Source organism: Candidatus Protochlamydia amoebophila UWE25, from assembly GCF_000011565.2.
GTDB lineage: Bacteria > Chlamydiota > Chlamydiia > Chlamydiales > Parachlamydiaceae > Protochlamydia > Protochlamydia amoebophila.
This window is the reverse complement of record NC_005861.2, coordinates 219,597-242,348: the sequence shown is the minus strand read 5'-3', so window position 1 is coordinate 242,348 and position 22,752 is coordinate 219,597. Positions and strand designations below refer to the sequence as shown.

17 protein-coding genes and 1 pseudogene are annotated in these 22,752 nt (G+C 35.2%); 8 read left to right on the top strand and 10 right to left on the bottom strand.

The features are described 5' to 3' along the window. Together PC_RS00795 and PC_RS00790 are read right to left on the bottom strand one after the other, a co-directional pair. Nucleotides 1–1,182, bottom strand: coding sequence for a cysteine desulfurase family protein (locus PC_RS00795; RefSeq protein WP_011174712.1), 1,182 nt, complete (start codon nucleotides 1,180–1,182; stop codon nucleotides 1–3). Nucleotides 1,183–1,188: 6 nt separating this feature from the next. Next, a complete protein-coding gene (locus PC_RS00790; protein ID WP_011174711.1) occupies nucleotides 1,189–1,869 on the bottom strand; it encodes a 2,3-bisphosphoglycerate-dependent phosphoglycerate mutase in 681 nt (226 codons plus the stop codon). A 269-nt stretch (nucleotides 1,870–2,138) separates the two neighbouring features. On the opposite strand from PC_RS00790, the gene PC_RS00785 reads away from it, so the two are divergent. The 3 genes from PC_RS00785 to PC_RS00775 all read left to right on the top strand — a co-directional run bounded on the left by PC_RS00785 (nucleotide 2,139) and on the right by PC_RS00775 (nucleotide 5,948). Next, nucleotides 2,139–2,843, top strand: a complete 705-nt coding sequence (locus PC_RS00785) for a pseudouridine synthase (RefSeq protein ID WP_011174710.1) — start codon at nucleotides 2,139–2,141, stop codon at nucleotides 2,841–2,843. A gap of 6 nt (nucleotides 2,844–2,849) precedes the next feature. Next, nucleotides 2,850–4,028, top strand: coding sequence for a small ribosomal subunit Rsm22 family protein (locus tag PC_RS00780; protein ID WP_011174709.1), 1,179 nt, complete (start codon nucleotides 2,850–2,852; stop codon nucleotides 4,026–4,028). A gap of 132 nt (nucleotides 4,029–4,160) precedes the next feature. Further along, nucleotides 4,161–5,948, top strand: a complete 1,788-nt coding sequence (locus tag PC_RS00775; protein ID WP_044044673.1) for a hypothetical protein — start codon at nucleotides 4,161–4,163, stop codon at nucleotides 5,946–5,948. Between the two features lie 598 nt (nucleotides 5,949–6,546). Here the strand turns inward: PC_RS00775 and PC_RS00770 are convergent. Beyond that, on the bottom strand, nucleotides 6,547–7,449 hold the full coding sequence (locus PC_RS00770) for a hypothetical protein (RefSeq protein ID WP_011174706.1): 903 nt from the start codon (nucleotides 7,447–7,449) through the stop codon (nucleotides 6,547–6,549). 209 nt (nucleotides 7,450–7,658) lie between these two features. Here PC_RS00770 and PC_RS00765 point away from each other — a divergent pair, with 209 nt between their 5' ends. After that, nucleotides 7,659–9,305 (top strand): FAD-dependent thymidylate synthase, encoded by a 1,647-nt coding sequence (locus PC_RS00765; protein ID WP_011174705.1) that lies wholly within the window; start codon nucleotides 7,659–7,661, stop codon nucleotides 9,303–9,305. Nucleotides 9,306–9,880: 575 nt separating this feature from the next. Here PC_RS00765 and PC_RS00760 read toward each other — a convergent pair. The 5 genes and pseudogenes from PC_RS00760 to lpdA form a co-directional block, all read right to left on the bottom strand. Then, complete coding sequence (locus PC_RS00760; protein WP_011174704.1) at nucleotides 9,881–10,780, bottom strand: tetratricopeptide repeat protein; 900 nt, start codon at nucleotides 10,778–10,780, stop codon at nucleotides 9,881–9,883. Nucleotides 10,781–10,943: 163 nt separating this feature from the next. Further along, nucleotides 10,944–11,500 (bottom strand): annotated as a pseudogene (locus PC_RS10810) (IS1 family transposase); the annotation flags it as partial. Between the two features lie 30 nt (nucleotides 11,501–11,530). Next, nucleotides 11,531–12,454 carry a HEAT repeat domain-containing protein gene (locus tag PC_RS00755; protein ID WP_181679009.1) on the bottom strand — a complete coding sequence of 308 codons (924 nt, stop codon included), beginning with the start codon at nucleotides 12,452–12,454 and terminating at the stop codon, nucleotides 11,531–11,533. An 11-nt stretch (nucleotides 12,455–12,465) separates the two neighbouring features. Beyond that, nucleotides 12,466–13,434 carry a lipoyl synthase gene (gene lipA, locus PC_RS00750; RefSeq protein WP_044044671.1) on the bottom strand — a complete coding sequence of 323 codons (969 nt, stop codon included), beginning with the start codon at nucleotides 13,432–13,434 and terminating at the stop codon, nucleotides 12,466–12,468. A gap of 26 nt (nucleotides 13,435–13,460) precedes the next feature. After that, nucleotides 13,461–14,870 carry a dihydrolipoyl dehydrogenase gene (lpdA, locus tag PC_RS00745; RefSeq protein ID WP_011174701.1) on the bottom strand — a complete coding sequence of 470 codons (1,410 nt, stop codon included), beginning with the start codon at nucleotides 14,868–14,870 and terminating at the stop codon, nucleotides 13,461–13,463. Nucleotides 14,871–15,511: 641 nt separating this feature from the next. Between lpdA and PC_RS00740 the strand changes: the two genes are divergently transcribed. Then, nucleotides 15,512–15,985, top strand: coding sequence for a hypothetical protein (locus tag PC_RS00740; protein WP_011174700.1), 474 nt, complete (start codon nucleotides 15,512–15,514; stop codon nucleotides 15,983–15,985). 86 nt (nucleotides 15,986–16,071) lie between these two features. Here the strand turns inward: PC_RS00740 and PC_RS00735 are convergent, their stop codons facing one another. Beyond that, entirely contained in the window at nucleotides 16,072–17,334 is a 1,263-nt protein-coding gene (locus tag PC_RS00735; protein WP_232086045.1) for an ArsB/NhaD family transporter, read from the bottom strand. A 119-nt stretch (nucleotides 17,335–17,453) separates the two neighbouring features. Here PC_RS00735 and PC_RS09760 point away from each other — a divergent pair, with 119 nt between their 5' ends. Together PC_RS09760 and PC_RS00725 are read left to right on the top strand one after the other, a co-directional pair. Then, complete coding sequence (locus tag PC_RS09760) at nucleotides 17,454–18,065, top strand: aspartyl/asparaginyl beta-hydroxylase domain-containing protein (protein ID WP_011174698.1); 612 nt, start codon at nucleotides 17,454–17,456, stop codon at nucleotides 18,063–18,065. 56 nt (nucleotides 18,066–18,121) lie between these two features. Further along, a complete protein-coding gene (locus PC_RS00725) occupies nucleotides 18,122–18,346 on the top strand; it encodes a hypothetical protein (RefSeq protein WP_011174697.1) in 225 nt (74 codons plus the stop codon). Nucleotides 18,347–18,534: 188 nt separating this feature from the next. Here the strand turns inward: PC_RS00725 and secA are convergent, their stop codons facing one another. Beyond that, nucleotides 18,535–21,597 carry a preprotein translocase subunit SecA gene (secA, locus tag PC_RS00720; protein ID WP_011174696.1) on the bottom strand — a complete coding sequence of 1,021 codons (3,063 nt, stop codon included), beginning with the start codon at nucleotides 21,595–21,597 and terminating at the stop codon, nucleotides 18,535–18,537. A 396-nt stretch (nucleotides 21,598–21,993) separates the two neighbouring features. On the opposite strand from secA, the gene PC_RS00715 reads away from it, so the two are divergent. Next, nucleotides 21,994–22,740, top strand: a complete 747-nt coding sequence (locus PC_RS00715) for a Bax inhibitor-1/YccA family protein (protein ID WP_011174695.1) — start codon at nucleotides 21,994–21,996, stop codon at nucleotides 22,738–22,740. Nucleotides 22,741–22,752: the final 12 nt, after the last annotated feature.

The window sequence follows — 22,752 nt, the reverse complement described above, 5'->3', positions numbered from 1 at the left end:
TTAAATTTTTCTCTCTGTCTCAAATAATTTATAAGAAGTTCGATTCAACTGCCAAGCACTTTCAACAACCAATTCAATAGCTCGATCAATTTCTTCCTCTGTTGTATAGCGAGATAAACTAAATGAAACGGCGCTATATGCTAAATTTTCTTCTAGGCCACAAGCGCTTAATAGTAAGCCAAGTTGTTGAAAATTTCCCCCTCCAATATTCGCATAAACTCCTTTACGATTAAGATTGAACAGTAATGCCTCATTAGCAATGCCGGGAAACAAAAGAGTTGTGCAATGAGGCAATCGTTCACATTCTTTAAAACAAATTCTGGCTTGAGGATAAGCTTTCACAATTCCTGTTTCCAACTTATGTTTGAGTCTTGCTGTCTCAGTACAAAGCAAATCACGACATTCTAAAGTTTCTTTGGCAGCATAAGCTAGAGCCACTAATGATGCCATATTTAAACCTCCAGCCCGTAGCCCAGCTTGATCAGAACCTCCAGCAATCAATGGAGAACATTTAATTCCTTGTTTAATATATAATCCCCCCGTTCCTTTGGGAGCATGAAGCTGATCTCCATTAAACGTCATAAAATCTACAGAAAGTTCATCAAACTCATAAAATAATTTACCCAATACATGCGTGGCATCTAAATGAAGACGGATGTCACGCTGTTTACAGAGCGCAATTATTTCTCCCAGTGGCTGGACAACTCCTGTCAAACCATTAGCCCAAGAAAGAGAAATCAACGCAGTACGCGGTGAAATAGCCTCGGCTAGAGCTTCTGCAGTTACAATACCATATTGATTCGATTCAATTATTTTTGCAACGCAACCTAAGGGCTCTAAGCGTGCCATTGCCATTAACGCTGGTGCTTCATCAGCATTAGAAGTTAAAAATTGATTTTTGCCACTTGGGAGCGTGACATCTCTATAAACGGAAGAAATCACCTGATTAACAGCTTCTGCTCCTGAAGAGGTCAATACAAATTGATCTGCTTCTTGAGCTCCCAAAAATGCATAAAGAATTTTATAACACTCTTTCAAGACTGGGTAAAGCTCTTGACCTTTTTGATGCGGTGCTGAGGGAAGACCCCAACGATCTGTTAAATAAGGCATCATTTGGCTAATTGATAAATCAGATGGACGACTAGTTGTACTGTTATCTAAATAAATAGGCAATTTAACCATGCTATTCTACTTTTGTTGTTTAATATATTCATCGTGATTGAAATCATAGATCACAGGCACCCCTGTTGCCAGTTCCAACTTAACGACTTGATCTGTTGTCAGCCCATCTAATTTCATGATAATCGAACGCAGGGAATTTCCGTGTGCAGCAATAAAAATATTTTTCTTCTCTTTCAAATGAGGGACAATGGTGTTTTCAAAATAAGGTATGGTCCGAGCTGCTGTCATTTGTAAACTTTCTCCATTTGGAGGGGGAACATCAAAACTTCGTCGCCAAATATGCACCTGCTCAGCTCCATATTTTTTAGCCATTTCTTCTTTATTTATTCCTTGTAATTCTCCATACATCCGCTCATTCAATTCCCAAGCACGAATGACAGGTATTGTCTGAGATTGAGATTCGGAACTATAAATACTTGCCCATTCTTCTAGTCGCCCCTCACCTGTGTGAAGAATCACAGGGACTTTACCAGATGTATGAACAGACATTGCCAACATTGCTGTCATTTGAGCACGAATTAAGGAAGAAGTAAAAATTAAATCAATAGGGTAATTTTTGATTTGTTTTCCTGCCTCTATAGCCTCTTCAATTCCTTTAAAAGACAGGGGAATGTCTACCCAACCAGTAAACAAATTTGCTAAATTCCACTGAGATTGGCCGTGACGCATCAAAATTAATTTAACCATTTACCTTTACTCCATCTAATCAAGAAATTTTCTTCCCCATTTTATTGATTTTTAATTTTTTAAGAACTATTATTAATAGTTCTTTCGTAAAAAGGAAGAAATAGAAAAAAGAATGCCATTTGAATCATAATTCATACTAATAAGAATTTACAAATTCTGCTCAAAAAATAGACGATTCAGTTTTATTCAATGTAATAGATCATTTTCTATAGGATTCATCTGAATCTAAAATTCAGATATCATCTTATTAACTATTAGTCAGGACTTTTGTGGAAACAAATCGATTAAGTAAAGTATTAGCTGCCGCAGGAATTGCTTCACGAAGAGCTTGTGAAGAATTGATTTTTCAAGGTCTCGTAAAAGTTAATGGGGAAGTCATTAAAGTTCCTCAAACAAAAGTTAATCCCGAAATCGATACAATTACTGTACGGGATGAAGTAATTAATAGAAAAGAAGACAAAGTTTACTACTTACTAAATAAACCTCCTGGTTATATCTGTTCAGCACGAAAAAGTGGTCAAACAAAAATTATATTAGATCTTTTTCAAGATGAGGACCACAGACTTTTTACTGTGGGAAGATTAGATAAAGATACGCAAGGCCTACTCATTGTCACAAATGATGGCCACTTTGCAAATCAAATTATTCACCCTTCTGCCAATATTCAAAAAGAATATTTAGCAAAAACAGATCAAGAAATTTCTCATGAACATCTGATTGCTATTGCCAATGGAACTCTTGTAGAAGGAGTATTTGTAAAACCGATTAGAGTTCAAAAAGTACGTAAAGGAACCATTAAAATCATTATTGGAGAGGGAAAAAAACGAGAAGTGAGAATGCTTTTAAGTGCTGCAGGTTTAAAAGTACAAGAGCTTACACGTATTCGACTTGGTGGTTTACATTTAGGTCGCTTGCCAATTGGAAATTGGCGTCCCTTAACTGAAACTGAAAAAAAATCTATTTTTTCTAACTAAAATACTATGAAATCAAATAAATTACCCTCTACAGATTTCGAAACAGTGATGCCGCTGCTTATTAATGCTTGGCGTCGTTTTCATAAATTATCTGGCCCAGCTGACGCTTTGCAAACAAGAGAATTTCGCAGTGTTGTCTCAGCAGTCCAAACTTTGCAAAAAGGTTTAGAAACAGGGCGGGATTTAGTTGGACAAGACTATTTTTCTAAATCAGATCTTTTAGGTGCTTATCTTCTTTATCAATGGCCCATCCATTATCAAGAAGGATTGAGCGTCATCAATGAAATTCCCCAAACTCCCGTTCGCGTCTTAGATATTGGTAGTGGGCCTGGCGCGTTTTCTTTTGCCGCTCTTCACCATGGAGCAAGAGAAGTGATTGCTTTAGACAAAAATCAGACGGCACTTCAATTAGCAGCAGACGTCTGCGGAAGATATGGTTATCCCTTAACCATACGACGACATGATCTCAAAAACGATGATTTGCCTGTGGATGGAACTTTCGATCTAATTATTGTAGGACACTGTTTAGAAGAGTTATTCCCCGACACTCAAAAAAACTGGTTTGAAGCTCAAAAAACATGGATTCACTCCCTTTTAGAACGTTTGACCCCACAAGGACATTTATTGCTTGTTGAAAGCTCTTTACTGCATTCTAATCGCCGTTTATTAAATCTTAGAGATCACCTAGTTAAAGATCAAATAACTGTGCAAGCTCCATGCGTTTGGCGTGGAGAATGTCCATCTTTACAAACTAAAAACAGCCCCTGCTATGCGCAAAGAGAGCTGGAAAAACCTTATTTATTAAAAGAAATTCAACGAGCTGCCCAAATTAACTTAGGATCACTCAAAATGTCCTACGTCATTTTTAGAAGCCCACATGTCCATTGGCCAGACTTGCCACCTAAACAATTTTATCGTATTATTAGCCCCCCTATTGAAACACGAACAGGGACTCGTTATTATTTATGTGGAACAGATGGCAAAAAAAATTTAGGAACTCACCTCACTAAGCACCCTCTAGAATCAAAAGCTTTTGAATATTTAAAAAGAGGCGAATTGATTTCTATAGATCAAGCTTTAGAAAAAGGGAATTTATTTGATATTGTCGTTGGCACTAGGATTAAAGTAGAAGCTGCTTTAAATAAACCCTTGCCTGAAGAAAATTTACAAGATATTCCTGAATAACTATAAATCTTTGCAAATTTAAAATTTTCTTAATCTAATATTTATAGATTGCCTCTATTTTTATTTTCATTTATCAAAATTTTTTTAAAAATTAATTTCCAAATGAAAAGTTTAACGGACCGACCATACGTGATGAAAAACGAAGATGGCAAAAATCAAATTCCCCCTCATTCTTTGTCTCATGTTGTTGATATCCTAAAGACTGCAATTAAGAAAATCGATATTTTTACACAACCTGAAGCGTCTAGTTTAGAAGTCAAAGAGGACGGAAGTTTAATTGCGAAGAAAAAAAACCGCCTCGAAAAATTTCTAGGGTTTGCAAAGTCTTTTATGGGGCCCTTATTGTTTGCAACAATACGCCATCAACAAGAAAAAAAACTATATGATCTCAAGCAACAAATTTTGCAAGCAAGAGACGTTTTACAAAGTCACTCCTCATTAATTGAAAAATTAAAAACTGGAGATTCCTCACAGCAAAAGCTAGCCAATTCCGCTTTAGAAGCCATCCAACGTTATAATTCAATTTTAAAAAAAGATTATAAATCTTTAGCAAGATATGACTTCTATAATTATGAGCGTAATAATCTTTTATCCGATAAAGAAATTAAAGGACAACTGATTCAATTGCCTCATACCGTTTCTATTAAATACGACGCAAGTGTTTATTCCGATAAAACTAAAACAACTTTGAAAGAATTAGGAATAGCATTTCAAGCTAACTCTTTTAAAAAAACGCATGCCGTTAAGCAAACTACGCATAAAAAAGCTGAACAATTCATGCTTGATACATTTCGCATGAAGGCGATTCGGATGATACAATCGCATCTTCCGCAATCCTATTCAACTGCTGAAATTTTACAACTCATTACTCAAAGCCCTATTAACTTGGAATTGGAAAATGATCTTGTATTAATAAGACAGCAATTAACTATAGGTCCAGGGTCTATTATTATATTATTTGGATCATTTAAGCAGTCTTCCGATTTAATGAGCATGCCTATTATTGATCATATTCAACTCTCTTCGGAATCCACACATTCCGGGTTTCCCTATCCTTCTCAACACTGTGGATGGGCGTTAATAGATGAGTTAGTGCATGCCTATACTCTGAGAACAGAGCAAATCCCCTTATATAGACAAATTGAATCTCGCAAAAAAAAACTTTCCCAACTCTTATTATTTGATCCTGATTATATTGCTAAAAGCTATCAACAATTCAAACTCAAGCGAGAAAATTTTGATAAAAATAAAGCGATTATTTTACCTTTGCATAGGCAATTACAAGAAGCTATTTTAAAAGGTTGTTTTCTATTTACCGAAAACAACAAAAAAATACTCTCCATTTTTTATGAAAAAATTCATTCGTCTGTTTCTCCTTTCGATCTTCTCACATCTCTTCAAGAAGAAATTACAAGGAAATTTATTCAATATCCAGCTAAGCTACTGGAAGACGAGTGGTTAGAAGGCAATCAAACTCTTCTTCGTAAAGGAACTCCAGCTGAAAGATTCCAACAAGCTAAGACCATCCTAGAAACAAGCCGAGAACAAATGATTTCTGATATTTCAGATTTAGAAGAAAATGACATATCAGCTTATATCCGTCTTATCGGTTCGGCGCTTGGCAAAGCCTCTCAAAATATTCTTCTACAATACTTTTCTGAAAAAATCGGTTACGCCCCTCCTATGCTTAGCGATTTTGAAAGAAAGGTTCAGCTTTGTGCGTTCGAACAATTATTAGTTTTTCTTGATGATATGGAAAAACCTATTGACCCAACTACTGATTTTATTCAAGATTTGATACAAAAAACTCAAAAAGATTTGGCAATTTTTACACAAACAATAGATGAATTACCCGCGGAAGCTTTAATTAATGAGTTAGAAATTTATTTTAATTCTAGATATAATAGTATAGTTAAATAAAACTAAAATTTATTATAAAAATAATTCTATGTTTTCTTCTAATCTAAGGAAATCCTCTTAAAAACTCTCAGCAATAATGTATTAAAACTATGGCTCAAAATCCCTTTTCCACTATACAACAGAAAATCCATTTTTTATCAATGTTAGTATATTAACTAAGACCTAAATAAATCACATTTATTATCGCGATCTAAAAATAACATCTTCCCTTCAAGTTCACCTCAAATAGAAGCTTGGAACGTATTTGCTCCTATTTCATTAATTGCTAATCAAATTTTTTCTACTAAAAGTAAACTAAATAAAACTCCTCGTTTAAGTCAGGCACATTCAAAATTTTATCTATATTGGAAGAAACCACAACTGAAAAATGTGAAGAAGAATTGCCAAAAAGAATAACCCCCACCCTTGGCAGAAAAAAGTAATAAAGAATAACTTGAAAAAATTTTATATTTCCCGACAAAACTCTTAAGAAAAAGAAAAGCGACAACTCTACTTGAAGTAAGTAAAGAAAAAAATTTATAGGTTTTCTAAAGGCAAATCAGGAGAAAAAATTACCACCTTAAATAAGGTAAAAATTATTTTTAAAAAGGAGAAATATTTATTCCTTTTTAAGAGGATATAAAGAGACTAAAAATTTCCAACGAAAATTATTAACTGCTTGATTTTGTATAAAGGTTTGCATTTCTGTTCGAGAAGAGCGTGCAAACATTCGAATTTCCGAATCTAATAAACGATAGAGGAAATGGTTAGCTACTTGTTTATTTGGCAAATAGATTTCCAATACTTTTCGACACTGGTTAATGAGGTATTGCTTGCGAAATAAACGTCCTAAAGCTAATCCAACAAAAAAAATAGGGATTAACTGCAATCCTAGCATAAAAGTTGTGGCTAAAGAGATATTAGTCATGAGAAGAGCTAAGTTTGCTACCAAAATAACACCTAAAAGCAAAATAAATAACAAACTTTCTTTTGAAGATTGCACGATAGGTCCTAAAAAACGACGTAGGCGAGAGGGAGAAGATTGATAGGCTAATATTTCTTCAAATTGCGGTTCTGTATACATCATGCGACCTACGTGAGCTAATTCATGAACCAACAATTCTTTGCGATTATAAATTCCTAGGTAATTCGACCGCTCCTTAAATTGAGCTCGTAATTGCAAAAAAGCTGCTGTAGGAGTTTGCTCGTCTAATTGAAAAATCCACGCGCAACCAGCATGCCAGGGAGCTAATTGATAGTTGTTAAAAAAAAGAGGGGGCCAATGAGGTGCTATTCCATAAATTTGCTTAGTCTCTTTGGCTGCTTCTTGCAACATAACTTGGGATGCAAGATCGCTTTCTTCAAAGGGAATATCAGGTCCGGTATTTTGAATGAGTTTTTGCTTTAAATTTTCGCAAAAAGCAACACGTTGATTAAAATTTACTTCAGATTCTTCCGGGCCAGGGATAAATCCTTCTTGATTCCATCTTTCCCAATCATTGTGTTTATTTAAGTTACTCATAAAAATTTCTTAATTTACTGTCAAAATTTTAACATTTAATTTCATAAGTTTATAATGAATAGATCGATAGAAATCAAATATCCCTTATTGAAATCCCCTTAAAAAATCACCATTGAAGAGAAAAATGACATTTTACTTGAAAGACGAGTGGCTTTATGGCAGGCTAGAACTGTTTATTTCCCAAAAATGAGCAGATTTGAGGATCCGTTATGCTAACAGATGATTATGAAGAGTTCACTGAATCGCAAATTCAAACATTAAAGCGATATGTTACCAATACATCTAGTCATGTTTTCGCATTGAGAAATTTACCCGAAGTCATTAAAGGCGCGCTTTTTTCGCGTTATTCGCGATCTAGTCTGGGATTAAGAAGTTTATTACTTAAAGAATTCATTTCTAACAATGATGAAACGGCATTTGAAGATATTGTTGGAGTAGCTTTCAAAGAAGAAGAGAAACAACAAACTCATCAAAGTGAGGCCATTAGAAAAGCGCAAGCTTTTTACGATCGAATTTTAGATGGTTATGGAGATGACTCAATTGGCGAATTAGGAGGAGCTCATCTAGCGATTGAAAATGTTTCTATGATGGCCGCTAAACTGATTGAAGACCATCGTATTGGAGGATCTCCTCTTGAAAAATCGACTCGCTATATTTATTTTGATCAAAAAGTGAATGGAGAATACCTTTTCTATCGAGAACCAATTTTAATGACTTCAGCTTATCGCGATAGTTATGTGCAAACCTGTAATATGTTATTCGATACGTATAGTCGTTTAATTCCTCCAATGACAGCTATTATTGAACAACGATTCCCCAAAGATCCCTCTATTTCTAAAACCGCTTATACAGCCGCGTTGCGAGCTAAAGTTTTAGACTGTTTACGAGGCTTACTACCTGCCGGAACCCTTACCAATATGGGAATTTACGGAAATGGTCGGTTTTTTGAACATCTTATTCACAGAATGAACTGTCAAAATTTGGCAGAATTACAAGATATCGCTAAAAGAAGTCATCAAGAGCTTTCTAAAATCATTCCTTCGTTTGTACGCCGCTCAGATCCAACCCATCGTACGCATCAAAGTTACGCCCAGTTTTTAGAAACAATGCAATCGGAACTTAGACTAATTGCCGAGCAATATCTTGGTAAATGTGATCGATCACTTCAACCCGGAGTTCGTCTGGTTTCTTCCGATCCAGAAGCTGTCACTAAGGTCGCCGCTGCTCTTCTGTTTTCACTAGGGGACAAAGGATTTGCAGACATTTGGAATCAATGTAAGCGGTTGTCCGATGAAGAGCTCGCGCGAATTTTAGATGCCGGTTGTAATGCACGTGAAAATAGGCGACAAAAATCTCCAAGAGCTCTCGAACATGCTGAATTTACTTTCGAAATCATCTCAGATTTTGGCGCTTATCGAGATTTACATAGACATCGCATTTTAACGCAAGAACGACAACTTCTTTGTTGCGACTACGGATTTTATATTCCTCCAGAAATTCAAAACACTCCTTACGAAGAAGCATATTGTCATGCACTCAACCAAGCTAAAGAAGTTTTTGATTTGATTTCAAGCGAACTTCCTGAAGAAGCTCAATATATCGTTCCAATGGCGTATAATATTCGTTGGTATTTTCATGTGAATTTGCGTGCACTTCAGTGGCTCTGCGAATTACGTTCTGCTCCAGCAGGTCATCCAAGTTATCGCCATATAGCTCAAACAATGGCTAGACTAACCTGTGAAGCCTTTCCTGCTTTCGAAAGATTTTTTAAATTTGTCGATTACGAAGGATACGAATTAGGAAGACTCGATCAAGAACAAAGAAAAATTGATAAACAACAATCTCTTCTTATTTAATCTGTGATTAAACGTAAGACTAAGTTGCAATTATTGATTGAAGTGACAAATTGAGCTAGCTCCTATTTATTATTTCAAAAATGTTTAAAAACATCCATGCACTTCGATCAAAAACTTCTCAGTTAATTTTTATTTCTATTCTTATATTTAATGATGGTAACTTACTAAATAGAATTTAAACAAAACAACTTTAAATTAATAAATTTATTTAAAATAATTATAGAAAATTTAATTATTTTTATTTAAATTTTATTTGTTTGTTTATAGATTTTTCGGGTAGTGCTAAATAGTTAAGGCTATTCTAATAAACAGATCTAATTGGATAGAGTAATTGTCCTAATTCAAGCGGAGAAAAGCAATTTATTTAAGAGGAAAGTCGGCTATAAATTTTAATTATATATGATTTCCTTTTTAATTTATAAAAATATAAACTTTAATTTTAAACTAATTTAGTTGGTTTTGTTGAGAAATAATAAAGCCAATTTTTATTGCTGCCTGAGCATTCCCTTGTTCAGTAGCAAGTTGATAATACCTTAGAACTAGTTGACTGGATTGTTCAACTTCTTGCCCCTTTTTTACAGAGTTCCAAGCTCGTATTGGGCATCTGCATCACCTTGATCGGCAGCGAGTTTAAAATATTTAAAAGCTTCTTGATCTGATTGTATAACACCTCGTCCATTGGAATATCTGACTTCGAGGTTGTATTGAGCATCTGCATCACCTTGATCGGCAGCGAGTTTAAAATATTTAAAAGCTTCTGTATCTGATTGTGTAATACCCTGCCCATTGGCATACCTGACTCCAAGCTCGTATTGGGCATCTGCATCACCTTGATCGGCAGCGAGTTTAAAATATTTAAAAGCTTCTGCATCTGATTGTGTAATACCCTGCCCATTGGCATATATGACTCCAAGATTATATTGAGCATCTGCATCACCTTGATCGGCAGCGAGTTTGTAATATTTAATAGCCTCTTGCTCTGATTGTGTAATACCCTGCCCATTGTCATATATGACTCCAAGGTTATATTGAGCAACTGCATGACCTTGATCGGCAGCGAGTTTAAAATATTTAAAAGCTTCTGTATCTGATTGTGTAATACCCCGCCCATTGGCATATATGACTCCAAGTTTATATTGAGCTTTTGCATCGCCTTGGTCTGCCAAAAGTTTAATTGGTAAAAATGAGGGAGAAGAAGAGTAAATAATTTTACTTTTTTTACCGCTCCAAAAAGACTTCCAATCTTCTCGAACATTTTCAGAAAAAAGCCCCAAGCCTAACGTACATAAAGTCTTAAAAGTTATATATATTCCAATTCCAATTCTACGCATTAAAGGGTATGTTTTTTCAAAGCTTCCTAAAAGGATATATGTTTTACCATTGTTTATTGTACTTTGGCTTAATTTTGGATCTGGGCTAGAAGAAAGAGCAAAGTAGTTGCTAGGAGCATCGCCATCTATATATTTTAATTGCATAGAATTCTATTTTTTAATTTATTAGTAAACTTTATAATATTTTGTTTTTTCTTATTAATAATAAGATATATTTACATAATATACAATTTAATTTTTATATTTAATTATAAAATTATAATTAAATATAAATTTAAGGATATTGCTAAATAGGTAAGGTTCTCAATTATCTATGGTAATCACAAATAAAATATTTTATTAACCCAATGGGATTAGTTAGCTTTTTAGAAAATAAAAGTGTTTTCCTTACAAGTCTTGCACACCTTTGTCTGAGAGTACAATTAATCTTTCAAGGTAGCTTGTCTGACCAGATGGCTTGCTAACTGGTTGATGTTGGCTCCAAGAAATGGTTTCATAATAGACATTAAATTTATCAGCGAAATAGAGAACTTATTTTTAAGGATTCAGGCAGTTTTGCAAAAAGAAGCCCGGCGGTTTTTTTATCTCGAGGATCCACTAGCCTAGCAAGCACTTGGCAATTTTTTTATGGAAGACAAGCCATAACCACTGGTCATTTTCAACTCATCGTTCTCATGACAACTGACTTGGGTATTTAAATCTTCCCTCAAGTAAATCATTGATAATGAAATTCATAAAATCTAGCAGCCATGGCATCCTTACCTCAAAAATTCTACCAACTCTATGAAGAAACACCCTTTCTCAAAGAGCTTTTCTGGCAAGTTCTTTTATTTGTTCGTTAATGTTTTTAGCTTCATTGTTTTTTAACTCTATTGATTATTAAAATACGAGGATTTATTGATCGAGATGATCCCAACTGTGAAGAATTCCTTTCATATCCTCTTTCAACATTGCATTGAGTTGCGGCTGGGTAACCATTTGCCGAAATTCTTGTCTTAAATGCTCATCTTGTAAACCTATGCAAGCTAAAGCCAAATAAGTGGAGAGGCAAGGTCTTTTTTGAATATCTTCGTTTTTTAATAAATTAAAACATGTATTTGCAACTTCAGGATTTTCTTTAAAAGCAAGTAAACCAATCGCAGCACGTTCATTATCTTCATTCAAAGGTTTCCCACAAACAACTTTTAATAAAAAAGCCTTTGCAGGATCCCCAATTGCTTTGAGCGCTCTAAGTATTTGTTCATCTGCAAAAAAATCTCCTTGACCAAGCGCTTCAAATAAAGAAATAATGGCTCGTTTATCTCCAATTTTACCTAAACATTTAACTATCAAAGAGGGTAGCAATCCATAGCCAGGAAAAATTGGATCATAAAATTGCTCATTGCCCAAACATTCAATAAGAAGAGGAACAATTTTATCTTTCTCTGCCACAATGGCATTCACTTCTTTTTCTGCTTCTTCGTCTTCAGATAAAATTAAATCAGCAATCAATCGAGGAAAACGATTTTGTTGATTTTGAATTTCATAAATAGAACGTAAATTTTGATACGCTGCTCTCGCGTCAGCCACTTTTTGCGCTTCCGATGCTGTAAAAAATAAAGCTGCTAAATTTTCTTTCATTTCAGCTTCGAGAGTTGCCAATCGTTCAATCCTCTCAATTGTAAAGTCAGGCTGAATTCCTTTTCCTTCTCCTTTATAATAATCTAACATGACAGAAAAGAGACCGCCAAAATGAGCGTCTCGATGCATCAAAATTTCATGATCCATTGCATCTACTAAAGGATAATGTTCAAATGGTTCGCCTGATTCTTGCATCATTCACCTAATTACTATTCGCTGTTAACAATTGCTTCTTTTTGATTTGCACGCATAAGAACTAAATTTGCGTTATAGCTAGATCTAACAAAAGGTCCACAATAAAGATGAGGTATTCCTATACTCAATCCATATTGTTCATATTTTTTAAATATATCAGGATGAACAAAAGATTTTACAAGGAGTTTTTGCCGATTAGGTTGTAAATACTGTCCAATGGTGACAATTTCACATCCTACCCTTTTTAAATCTAATAATGTTTCAAAAATTTCTTCTTCAGTCTCACCTAACCCCACCATTATCCCTGATTTAACCTTAAGTTGGGAGTGATATTTCTTTTGGGCAGCTTGTTCAAGTACACTTAAAGTTCTTTCATAAGTGGCTTTATGTCTAACACGTGGAGTTAAACGGCGAACTGTTTCAATATTATGATTAAAAATTTCAGGTTTAGCTTGTAAAACAAAGCTTAGAGCCTTTCGATTTCCTTCAAAATCCGAAGTTAAGACCTCAATAGTTACATCTTCATTAGTTTGCCTAATCGCCTCAATGACCTCGACGAGATGAGAACTTCCTCCATCAGACAAATCATCTCGTGCTACCATTGTGATTACAACGTGCTTTAATCCTAACTGTTGGACAGATAAAGCAACTCTCGACGGTTCACTTCGATCTAGGGGTTTAGGATTTTTTGAAAAGTCTATATCACAAAAACCACAGTTACGTGAACACTCTTTACCCATTACAAGAAATGTGGCAGTTTTTTTAGTCCAACATTCTAAGAGATTGGGACATTTAGCCTCTTCGCAAACAGTGTGTAAGCGATTTTGGTTGATGACTTGCCCAGTAATTTGAAGTTGGTTTCCTTTAGGAAGTGGCCGGTGCAACCATGAAGGAAAGCGGCCAAGCCCTACCACACCATCTCCAGTATTTTCAGGATTATCTGGTAGGATATTTAAGCGACGAGTTTTTGGAGAGTTTTCCATCACAGCAGTCCTTTAAAAATTGAATCTTATCCCTTTTTTTGCGTTTTAGGGGGTAAATGCAAGGGTAAACCTTCCCCTAGTAGTGCTGATTCTAGCCAAGCTTCCGGTAGAGTAGGATGGGCATGGATGGTTTCTGCCACACATTCCACGGTCAATTCGTTCGCAATAGCGAGAGTCATTTCTGCAATCATTACAGAGGCTTCATAACCAACAACTTGAGCGCCAAGAATCTGTCCTGATTTTTCTTCGACAACAATTTGGGCAAATCCTTCTGCCTGTAAAGCAGCTTGAGATTTTCCAAGCGCCTGAAAAGGAAAGCTCGCCAACTTAGCTTTATATCCTCTTTTCGTCGCTTCTTCAAGTGATAATCCGACTGTTGCGATTTCAGGATGAGTAAAGATTACGGAAGGAATCGCGTGATAATACATACGACTACTTTTTCCACAAATTTGGTCTGCTGCTATAAGGCCTTGGTGAGAAGCAACGTGAGCTAACCACCACTTCGATGCAATGTCCCCTACCGCGTAAATACCATCAACGTTTGTTTGCATTTTATCATTGACAGCAATCATCCCATTTTCTTGAACTAAAATACCTGCTTTGTCAAGTCCAATGTTTTTAGTATTGAGAGAACGACCTACTGCGACTAAACAACAGTCAGCAACGTAATGTTTTCCTTCTTCTACTTGAACTTGTATTCCCATCTCAACTTGTTCAATTTTTTGAACTTTTACCCCTGTTTCTACTTGAATACCTCGCTTAATAAATGCTTTTGTCAATGCTTGTGATACTTCAATAGCCTCAGACGAAATTAAACGTGGCAACAATTCTAAGATTGTCACATGGACACCAAGAGTGGCATAAAGAGAGGCAAATTCACAGCCAATGACTCCCCCTCCAACGATAATAAGTTTTTCAGGAAGAGTTTTCATGGCTAGCAGTGAGGTAGAGTCATGAATGCGTTCATAGTCAAATGGGAAAGCTGAAATATTACGCGGTTCTGATCCTGTCGCGATGATAATTTGATCGGCGGTAATACTTGTATTATCCTGACCTTTGATTTTAATTTCTCGAGGGGAAATAAATTGTCCAAATCCTTTAAAAACAGTAATTTTATTAGTTGCCATAAGCCCTTCTAAGCCTTTACGCATCCGTTCAATCACTCGGTCTTTATGGAAAGCAAGTTGAGCATAATCGATATTAACTTCACCCACATGAATTCCAAATTCTTTCGCTTCATGGATGCGATCAACAACTTCTGCTCCAGCAATTAGAGCTTTTGAAGGAATACACCCCCTATTTAAACAAGTACCACCCAATTCTTTGGCTTCAATCAATGCAACAGATTTACCTCGTTGTGCTGCTCGAATCGCAGCTGGATAGCCGCCAGGGCCTCCTCCAAGAACAGCCACATCGAATTTTTTTATTTCCATCATTCTCTCCTTCGATAAACTTGTCACTAGAGTTAAAACTTCCTAAATTTTTAATTAGCATCAACTCCAAAATGAGATGTTTAGCATATACAATTGTCAATTCAGAATCATCATACTTCTTTGAAAAATTTGGAAATAAATGCATCAAACAAGAGGAAAATAAGATCTCAAATAGTCTTTCCATATAAAAAACTTATTATTAAAATAAAATAAGGATCTAAATCTACTTCTAAGTTAATAAAAACAAAAAAAGAAAGAAAAAAAGTCTTTTAAAAGTGCATTTAAAAGACTTTTCTAAATAATAATATTAGAATTCGATTTTTCATAAAAAATAATTCTAAAAATTAGCTATTTTTGCTGTTTTCAACAATCTTTAAAGGCTAAAAACAACTTTTTTATTTACTTAAATTAAATTAAGTCAAAAAACACAATCGCCTAATTAATAACAACTTAAGTTGGATATGCAATTCTATTTAATTTGGACTTGACAAAATTTATATGAAATTTTTCTCTAATGCTTGCGTTTTGATAAAGAAAAAGATAATATGTCAATAGGTGTTTATAATCCTTCTACATGGAGATCGGAGCATCCCAATAATAAGTTAAAAAGTTAAATATTTATATAAGATTAATAGGGCGTTTTAATGAGCGCAGTACCTAAAAAAAAGTTATGTTGGAATTGTGAAGGAAATGTCGCAAAAAACGTAGATAATTGCCCCTACTGCGGAGTATATATTCACGCTGTAGATGAAGAAAACTCAGGTTGGAGACCATCTTACCACTCATCGGAAGAAGAAGAAGAAATTCCGACTCCTCTCTACCAAATCCAAGAAAATGAACAAAACGAATTTCAATCTAAGGAACAGACCGAATTAGCTGAAGGATCGTTTGTTACGATAGAAATGTCTTGGACTCTTCTCAAAAAAGACATTTTACCTACTTTATTTTTGATGTCAGGATCTATTTTTTTCTTGTTTGGAGTCGTCCTGCTTCTTTTTTCACAAGAAGGAACTCTTACCCTGCAATGGAAGAGCCATTATTGGAGTGTTTTTTTAGGTCTTAGCCTCCCTTTTATTTTTTTAGGTTGGAGATTTTTACAGACGCTGGAAAATGAGTAGTATTTCCTGAAATGACCCTCTAAATTTTATTATTTTGCAGATAATAAATCTGGATGAATTTATAAAAACTCACTCAAGCTTGATCATTAAGACCATAGGACCCACAAAGTTATGGTTGCCGGAATAATAGCCATTCCTGTGAATAAAAGTCCGTAGTACGTATAAGTTGAAAAAGTAACAGAATACCCATTCTTTTCCAAAAAACTCACTGCGACTATATTTGCTGATGCACCAACAGGAGTGATATTTCCTCCCAAACAAGTTCCAATAAATAAAGCAAACATTAAGAGAGACAAAGAAAAATCCGTATTATCCGCTACCTGTTGCACGACAGGAATCATGGCGAGAAGATAAGGGACATTGTCGACAAATGCTGATATGATTAAAGAAATAAAAATTAAAAAAAAATAAACCATCAATAGATTAGGAGGAACATGACTCACAATCCACTTTGCTAAAGCGTCCATCCACCCCTCTAAACGAACAGCTCCGACTAAAATAAATAGAGCCATCAAAAAAAAAGTTGTCTTCCAATCTAACGTCTTGAGAATCTGTTCTGTAAATACCCATTTAGGGCCTAAATGATGCCAGATCAATCCTATTATAGCCAAACCCATTGAAAAAGATCCTACCATCCAAGAAGAATCTGGATCAAAAGGAGAGCCAATAGATAATCCTACAATCAAAATCACTAACAATAACGAAGGAATCCAAGATTTCACCTTTTCGAGTTTGATCAATTCAGCAGGTTGTTTAAAATTTCTGAAAAGATAAAAAGCCAACCACAGTGTAAAAAAAGCACCCACTTGCACAATAAAAAAAATACCAGGCTTTCCTAAATAAACAAAAAAATCACCAAAAGTCATTTTCATATAAGTGCCTAAAATCATACTAGGCGGATCCCCAATCAACGTTGCTGTTCCCTGTAAATTGGAAAACATGGCTAATAAAATCAGCGGTTTTACAGGTGAAATTTTTAATTTTTCGCAAAGCGCCAAGGCAACTGGGGCAATTAACAAAACAACAGCAACATTTTCAACAAACATAGAAATAATGCTTGATAAAAGAAAAATACTAATTAAAGCGCTTCTTACTGTTTTTGAACGGTCAACTAACCATTCCGCAAACACAGCTGGGACTCGCGAATACAGAAATAACTCTGCCAAAATCAATGTCCCCATGAAAAGCCCCATAACGTTCCAGTGAATTTCATGAAAAGCCGCTAACAACCCTATTTGTTGTAAAATAATTAAAGCAGCAACGCCTATTAATGAAAACATCGCTTTATGCTGAGGAACTAAGACAAAGCTAATATAGCAGGCTACAAAGATCACCAAAGAAATCATCATGCCTCAATCAATTAAATAAAAATTTGTTATACACAAAATCACTTCTTGATTAAAACATAAATTGTCATCCGATGTTTTAAAAATACTCTTATAACCACGATTTTACTATTAAGGTATATATGATTTTATTTGAATTTGATGAAGAAACTCCCTTTTTTCCAATCAAACGTTTTAAAGAAATTCATGATATTCAAATTAATCTTCCAATCATTCAAGATGAGTTGATCGAAAATAAAGTTTGGCTCCGATGGGGTAGTGATACCTATGATCAATCAGGTCATTGTCAATTTCTAAGCGGGAATTGGACTGTTTTTCCCATCTATTTTGGGAACTATTCAGGCCACGGAATGGAAGTCAGTGCAGGCTTAACTCTAGAGCAAAGGGAACAAGTATTAGATTCTCTTCCTATCCGATTTCCTAAAACGACAGCTCTTCTAAAACATTTCCCTAGCATTAATTTCGTCGCTCTTTCAAGGCTTCATCCTCACAGCAACTTAGCCCCTCATCGACACAACAATCCTCTCTCATTTATTTGCCATTTAGGATTAATTATTCCTGCTGAAGAACAATGCGGATTAAAAGTCAAAGATCAAACCTTCATTTGGAAAAAGCCAGGTGATGGGATTGTTTTTAATGACAACTTAGAACATAGCGCTTGGAATCATTCTAATGAAGAACGTATCATTTTGTATATTGACTTCAGAAGACCGTTAGAAACATTTAAAAAATAGTTACTAAGTCCTCTTTTCCGCTTTAAATTTAATGCTGAAAGAATGGGGTCTAATGAATGCGACATCAAAAATTTGTTGAACAAATTCCTGAAAATTTATCATTTGAGGTAATTCTAACTTTTGAAAAAAACATTCTCAATGACATTCCTATTGAGGATATAGATTCCATTGATAAAATTAATAACTTTTCGAATAAAAATTTAATTTTAAACACTATATGTAATGAAAAATTAAGCTGTGATGCTCTTACTAAAAACTTATTTATTTTTAAGAAAAGGTAACAAAGAAATATTTATTGAACTTTTAAGCTTTTTAAATGCCTGTCAGGCTGATGGTTTAAAAGCACAATTGTTTTGCATTTTTTAGCTTTTTAATTCTTCTTTAAAAGTAAATCCATTAATCAACGAATACAGATTTTTTAAATAGAAAAGCTTTTTCGATTAATCGAAAAAGCTTTTCTATTTTGATGTTATACAATTTCAACCTTATTACAACATTTTTTAAATTTCTTGCCACTTCCACAGGGACAAAGATCGTTGCGACCAACACGTGGGCCTACTACGATTGGTTCAGGCTTATTCTCTTCTATCTTTGATTCTTCTTGCGTCTCTTCATCCGCTGCCATTTCTTGTGAAGGCTGCTCATTTTGTAAGTCTACAAAAAGAGAGCGATTGGTTTCTAAACGGAGGCCTGATTGAAGAAGCTGTTCCAAAGTTTGTTGAGGAGCAATAATTTCAAACCTAAACATAGAACGCGCTACTTCGGTTCTTAAATTGCGACTCAATTCATCAAATAAGGCAAAAGCTTCGTGTTTGAACTCTGTCAAAGGATCTCGCTGCCCTACCGCTCTTAATGTCACGTCAGAACGTAAGTGGTCCATACGTAAAAGATGCTCTTGCCACATTTGATCAGTTTTACGGATCATTAAATTGCGTATAGCAGTATGAGCTGGAAAAGGAGACTCTCCCATTGCAATCAAATGACCTGGAACTTTTGCATTCTCGCTTGCAATCTTTTCTTTTAAAGCCTCAACTACTTTATCGGCTGCCATTTGCTCTATTTCTTCTATCTCTAAATGTTCCTTATCAAAAAAATACTCATCAAAAGTAACAGGAAAAAGATGAAGAAGCCATTGACGATATCCTTCTGGATTCCATCCCCCTTCTTCTGAGCGACTTTTAAAAAATTGATCTGCGCCCATTGAACACACACTTTCAATAATTTCAATAGCGACCGGTTCAATATTACCAACTCCAAGGATTTCATTGCGGAAAGCATATATCTCTTGTCTTTGTTTATTCATGACATCGTCATACTCTAAAGTATGTTTACGCATAGTATAATTACGTTGTTCTACCCTTTTTTGGGCTGTTTCAATAGATTTATTAAGCATTCCCGCTGAAATAGGCTCACCCTCAGGTGGACGAAACTTTTGTAAAACACTTGTGATCCTAGGAGAAGCAAATAAACGGAGTAATGCATCTTCAAAGGAGATATAGAATTTAGAATTTCCTGGATCCCCTTGTCGCGCACAACGACCTCTTAACTGTCTATCAGTACGACGAGATTGATGACGCGTAGTTCCCATAACATACAAACCACCTAAATCGGCGACTCCTGGTTCTAACTTAATATCCGTCCCTCGACCTGCCATATTAGTTGCTATGGTTATAGCGGCACGTTTCCCTGCTTCAGCAATAATTTCAGCTTCTCGTTCGTTTTGTTTAGCATTTAAAACGGTATGCTCAAGCCCATTTTGCTTAAAAATACGAGAAAGTTTTTCAGATACTTCCACAGATTCTGTTCCTATCAAAATAGGACGCTCTTTTTCATGTACTTCTCTGACTTCTTTCAAGATAGCATTATATTTTTCTCTTTCAGTCATGTAAATTTCATCATTGAAATCAACACGTCGATTAGCTCGATGCGTAGGTATTTCTAAAACATCGAGCTTATAAATTTCTTTAAACTCATTAGCTTCTGTTGTTGCTGTTCCCGTCATCCCAGACAATTTTTCATACATGCGAAAAAAATTCTGCAAAGTAATTGTCGCATAAGTTTGCGTTTCTTTTTGAATTTCTACACCTTCTTTTGCTTCAATTGCTTGATGCAAGCCATCTGAAAAGCGTCTTCCTGGTTGAGGGCGTCCTGTATTCTCATCAATAATAACGATTTTATTATCATGAATAATGTAATCGACATCTTTTTCCATTAATAGATGAGCTCTCAACAACTGACGAAGGTTATGTGCTCTTTCTTTGCGTTTTGCGTCTTCTTCTTTAATTTGCATTTTACGAGCCATCTTAGATTCCGCATCAAGAGATAAGTCCTCGTCAACTTTGATGTATTCATCACCGATATCCATCATAATAAAGTCTTCTGGACTTCCAATTCCATTTGTATAAGTCTGCCAAGCGTTAATTCCCTTGTCAGTCAATTCATACTCATTACCTTTTTCATCAATAATCATATAAAGTTCTGCCAAAGTCTGAGTGCGCTCCTCTTTATTTTGCTCAGCATGATAATAAAGATCCCATTTATCAATAGCGGCTCGGATATCTGGATTTTCTTTTAAACGTTTGAGAATTTTATTTTGCGGTGTTCCTTTTCCAACTAACCAAAGTTTTCGATAAGCTTCTTGTTCAGACTCTTCTAACTTCTTATCTTTTTTTCCACTTCCTAATGCTTCAACTTCCTCCACTACTTTACGAGCATCAGAAGCTAATCGATTACATAAATCACGCTGTCGTCTAACAAGTTCCGCCACTCCTTCCTTTAACTCGTCGTACATTTGGCGGCTATCTGGAACTGGACCTGAAATAATTAAAGGCGTTCTAGCTTCATCAATTAAAATCGAATCCACTTCGTCGATAATTGCAAAGTAATAGCCTCGTTGAACTTGATCTTCTTTTGACATAGCCATCGAATTATCACGTAAATAGTCAAATCCAAATTCAGAAGCAGTTCCATATACGACATCGCTTTCATAAATTTCTTTACGTTTTTCGATAGCTACACTATTAGTTAAAGCGCCTGTTGTTAATCCGAGCCATCGAAGAACAGTTCCCACCCATTCACAATCTCGCTGCGCTAGATAATCATTAACTGTAATCAAATGGACTGGTTTACCAGTAAGGGCGTTTAAATATAAAGGCATCACTGCTGTTAGAGTTTTACCTTCGCCTGTGTGCATTTCTGCAATAGCTCCATTATGCATAGCGATTCCACCTAGGACTTGCACATCATAAGGAACCATATCCCAACGTTGGTTATAACCAGAAACATGAATTTCTGTTCCGTTTAAACGTCGACAAACAGCTTTAACAACCGCATAGGCCTCTGGTAAAAGCTGGTCTAACATTTCTCCATTTTTGAGACGCAGACGAAATTCAGCCGTTTTAGCTTTTAATTGTTCATCACTCAAAGATTGAAATTTCTGATCCCATTTGTTGACTTCTTCAACTTGTTTTCGGTATCTATTCAATAGGCGGTCATGAGCACTGCCGAAGATTTTTTTGAGGAATCCAAACATATCTATACATCTCTTTTAAATTGACATTGTATATAAACAAACGCTATTTTTAGTTTGATATCTCGAAAATTTCTGCTAAAAAATCAACGGTTTGTTCGATAAAAAGGAAAAGTGGTTTAAGAAGAATAGTAACAACTATTTTCAAGAACCGATTCTTTTAAGTTACCAAAAAAACTGCATTTCCAGGAGAAAAACTCAAAATTCAGGTTTTTAGATCTTAAAAATCTTTTACATCCGCTAAAGAAACATGTCTTAGCGACATAGAAAGATCAAATGAATAATAATAGAGAATAAATCTTTTCTTTCAAAGCTTTTAATCCTCTCGTAAAGACTTGTCAAATAAGGCTCTGAAGAAGTAATCTATTTTTTTTACAACCAAAGTATAAGGAGTGCTCTATGAGATCTTCTAATCCTGCTCTTGCTGGGAATCCATTTTCAGGATTTGGCATTGCGTCCAAATCCAGTGCCATGACAATTCGTGGAACAATCAACAAAACAGCTATCTTACTCCTACTAGTATTTCTTCCTGCCATCTGGGTTTGGAAAACTTTTTTTAATGCTGGACAAAATCCAGCTGCTATTCAAACTTGGATGATGGTTGGCTTGATCGGCGGATTTGTTTTATCTTTAGTCACTGTGTTTAAAAAAGAGTGGGCTCCATTATCAGCGCCCTTATATGCTATTATGGAAGGTCTATTCTTAGGAGGAATTTCAAGTATTTTTGAAACTTCTTATCCAGGAATTGTCATGCAAGCAATAAGTTTGACACTTGCTACTTTACTTGCCATGTTAGTTATTTACCAAACCGGACTAGTTAAACCAACTGAAAATTTTAAACTAGGAGTCATGGCCGCTACAGGAGGAATTGCTCTTGTTTATTTAGTCGCTATTGTCTTAGGATTTTTTGGAATCAATGTTTCTTTTATTAACGGAAGTGGTTTATTTAGCATTCTTTTTAGCTTGTTTGTCGTAGGAATTGCTGCTTTAAATTTTATTATTGATTTTGATTTCATTGAACAAGGGGCGCGAGCCAACGTTCCTAAATATATGGAATGGTATGGGGCATTTGCTTTGATGGTAACGCTTGTTTGGCTTTATATTGAAATGTTACGTTTGCTTGCTAAACTTAACGATCGTCGTTAATTCTCAATCAGT

Bases quoted from the DNA above. Each gene is read 5' to 3' on its own strand.
- PC_RS00795 (WP_011174712.1), bottom strand. From the start codon at position 1,182: ATGGTTAAATTGCCTATTTATTTAGATAACAGTACAACTAGTCGTCCA.
- PC_RS00790 (WP_011174711.1), bottom strand. From the start codon at position 1,869: ATGGTTAAATTAATTTTGATGCGTCACGGCCAATCTCAGTGGAATTTA.
- PC_RS00780 (WP_011174709.1), top strand. From the start codon at position 2,850: ATGAAATCAAATAAATTACCCTCTACAGATTTCGAAACAGTGATGCCG.
- PC_RS00775 (WP_044044673.1), top strand. From the start codon at position 4,161: ATGAAAAACGAAGATGGCAAAAATCAAATTCCCCCTCATTCTTTGTCT.
- PC_RS00770 (WP_011174706.1), bottom strand. From the start codon at position 7,449: ATGAGTAACTTAAATAAACACAATGATTGGGAAAGATGGAATCAAGAA.
- PC_RS00765 (WP_011174705.1), top strand. From the start codon at position 7,659: ATGCTAACAGATGATTATGAAGAGTTCACTGAATCGCAAATTCAAACA.
- PC_RS00760 (WP_011174704.1), bottom strand. From the start codon at position 10,780: ATGCAATTAAAATATATAGATGGCGATGCTCCTAGCAACTACTTTGCT.
- PC_RS00755 (WP_181679009.1), bottom strand. From the start codon at position 12,454: ATGATGCAAGAATCAGGCGAACCATTTGAACATTATCCTTTAGTAGAT.
- lipA (WP_044044671.1), bottom strand. From the start codon at position 13,434: ATGGAAAACTCTCCAAAAACTCGTCGCTTAAATATCCTACCAGATAAT.
- lpdA (WP_011174701.1), bottom strand. From the start codon at position 14,870: ATGATGGAAATAAAAAAATTCGATGTGGCTGTTCTTGGAGGAGGCCCT.
- PC_RS00740 (WP_011174700.1), top strand. From the start codon at position 15,512: ATGAGCGCAGTACCTAAAAAAAAGTTATGTTGGAATTGTGAAGGAAAT.
- PC_RS00735 (WP_232086045.1), bottom strand. From the start codon at position 17,334: ATGATGATTTCTTTGGTGATCTTTGTAGCCTGCTATATTAGCTTTGTC.
- PC_RS09760 (WP_011174698.1), top strand. From the start codon at position 17,454: ATGATTTTATTTGAATTTGATGAAGAAACTCCCTTTTTTCCAATCAAA.
- PC_RS00725 (WP_011174697.1), top strand. From the start codon at position 18,122: ATGCGACATCAAAAATTTGTTGAACAAATTCCTGAAAATTTATCATTT.
- secA (WP_011174696.1), bottom strand. From the start codon at position 21,597: ATGTTTGGATTCCTCAAAAAAATCTTCGGCAGTGCTCATGACCGCCTA.
- PC_RS00715 (WP_011174695.1), top strand. From the start codon at position 21,994: ATGAGATCTTCTAATCCTGCTCTTGCTGGGAATCCATTTTCAGGATTT.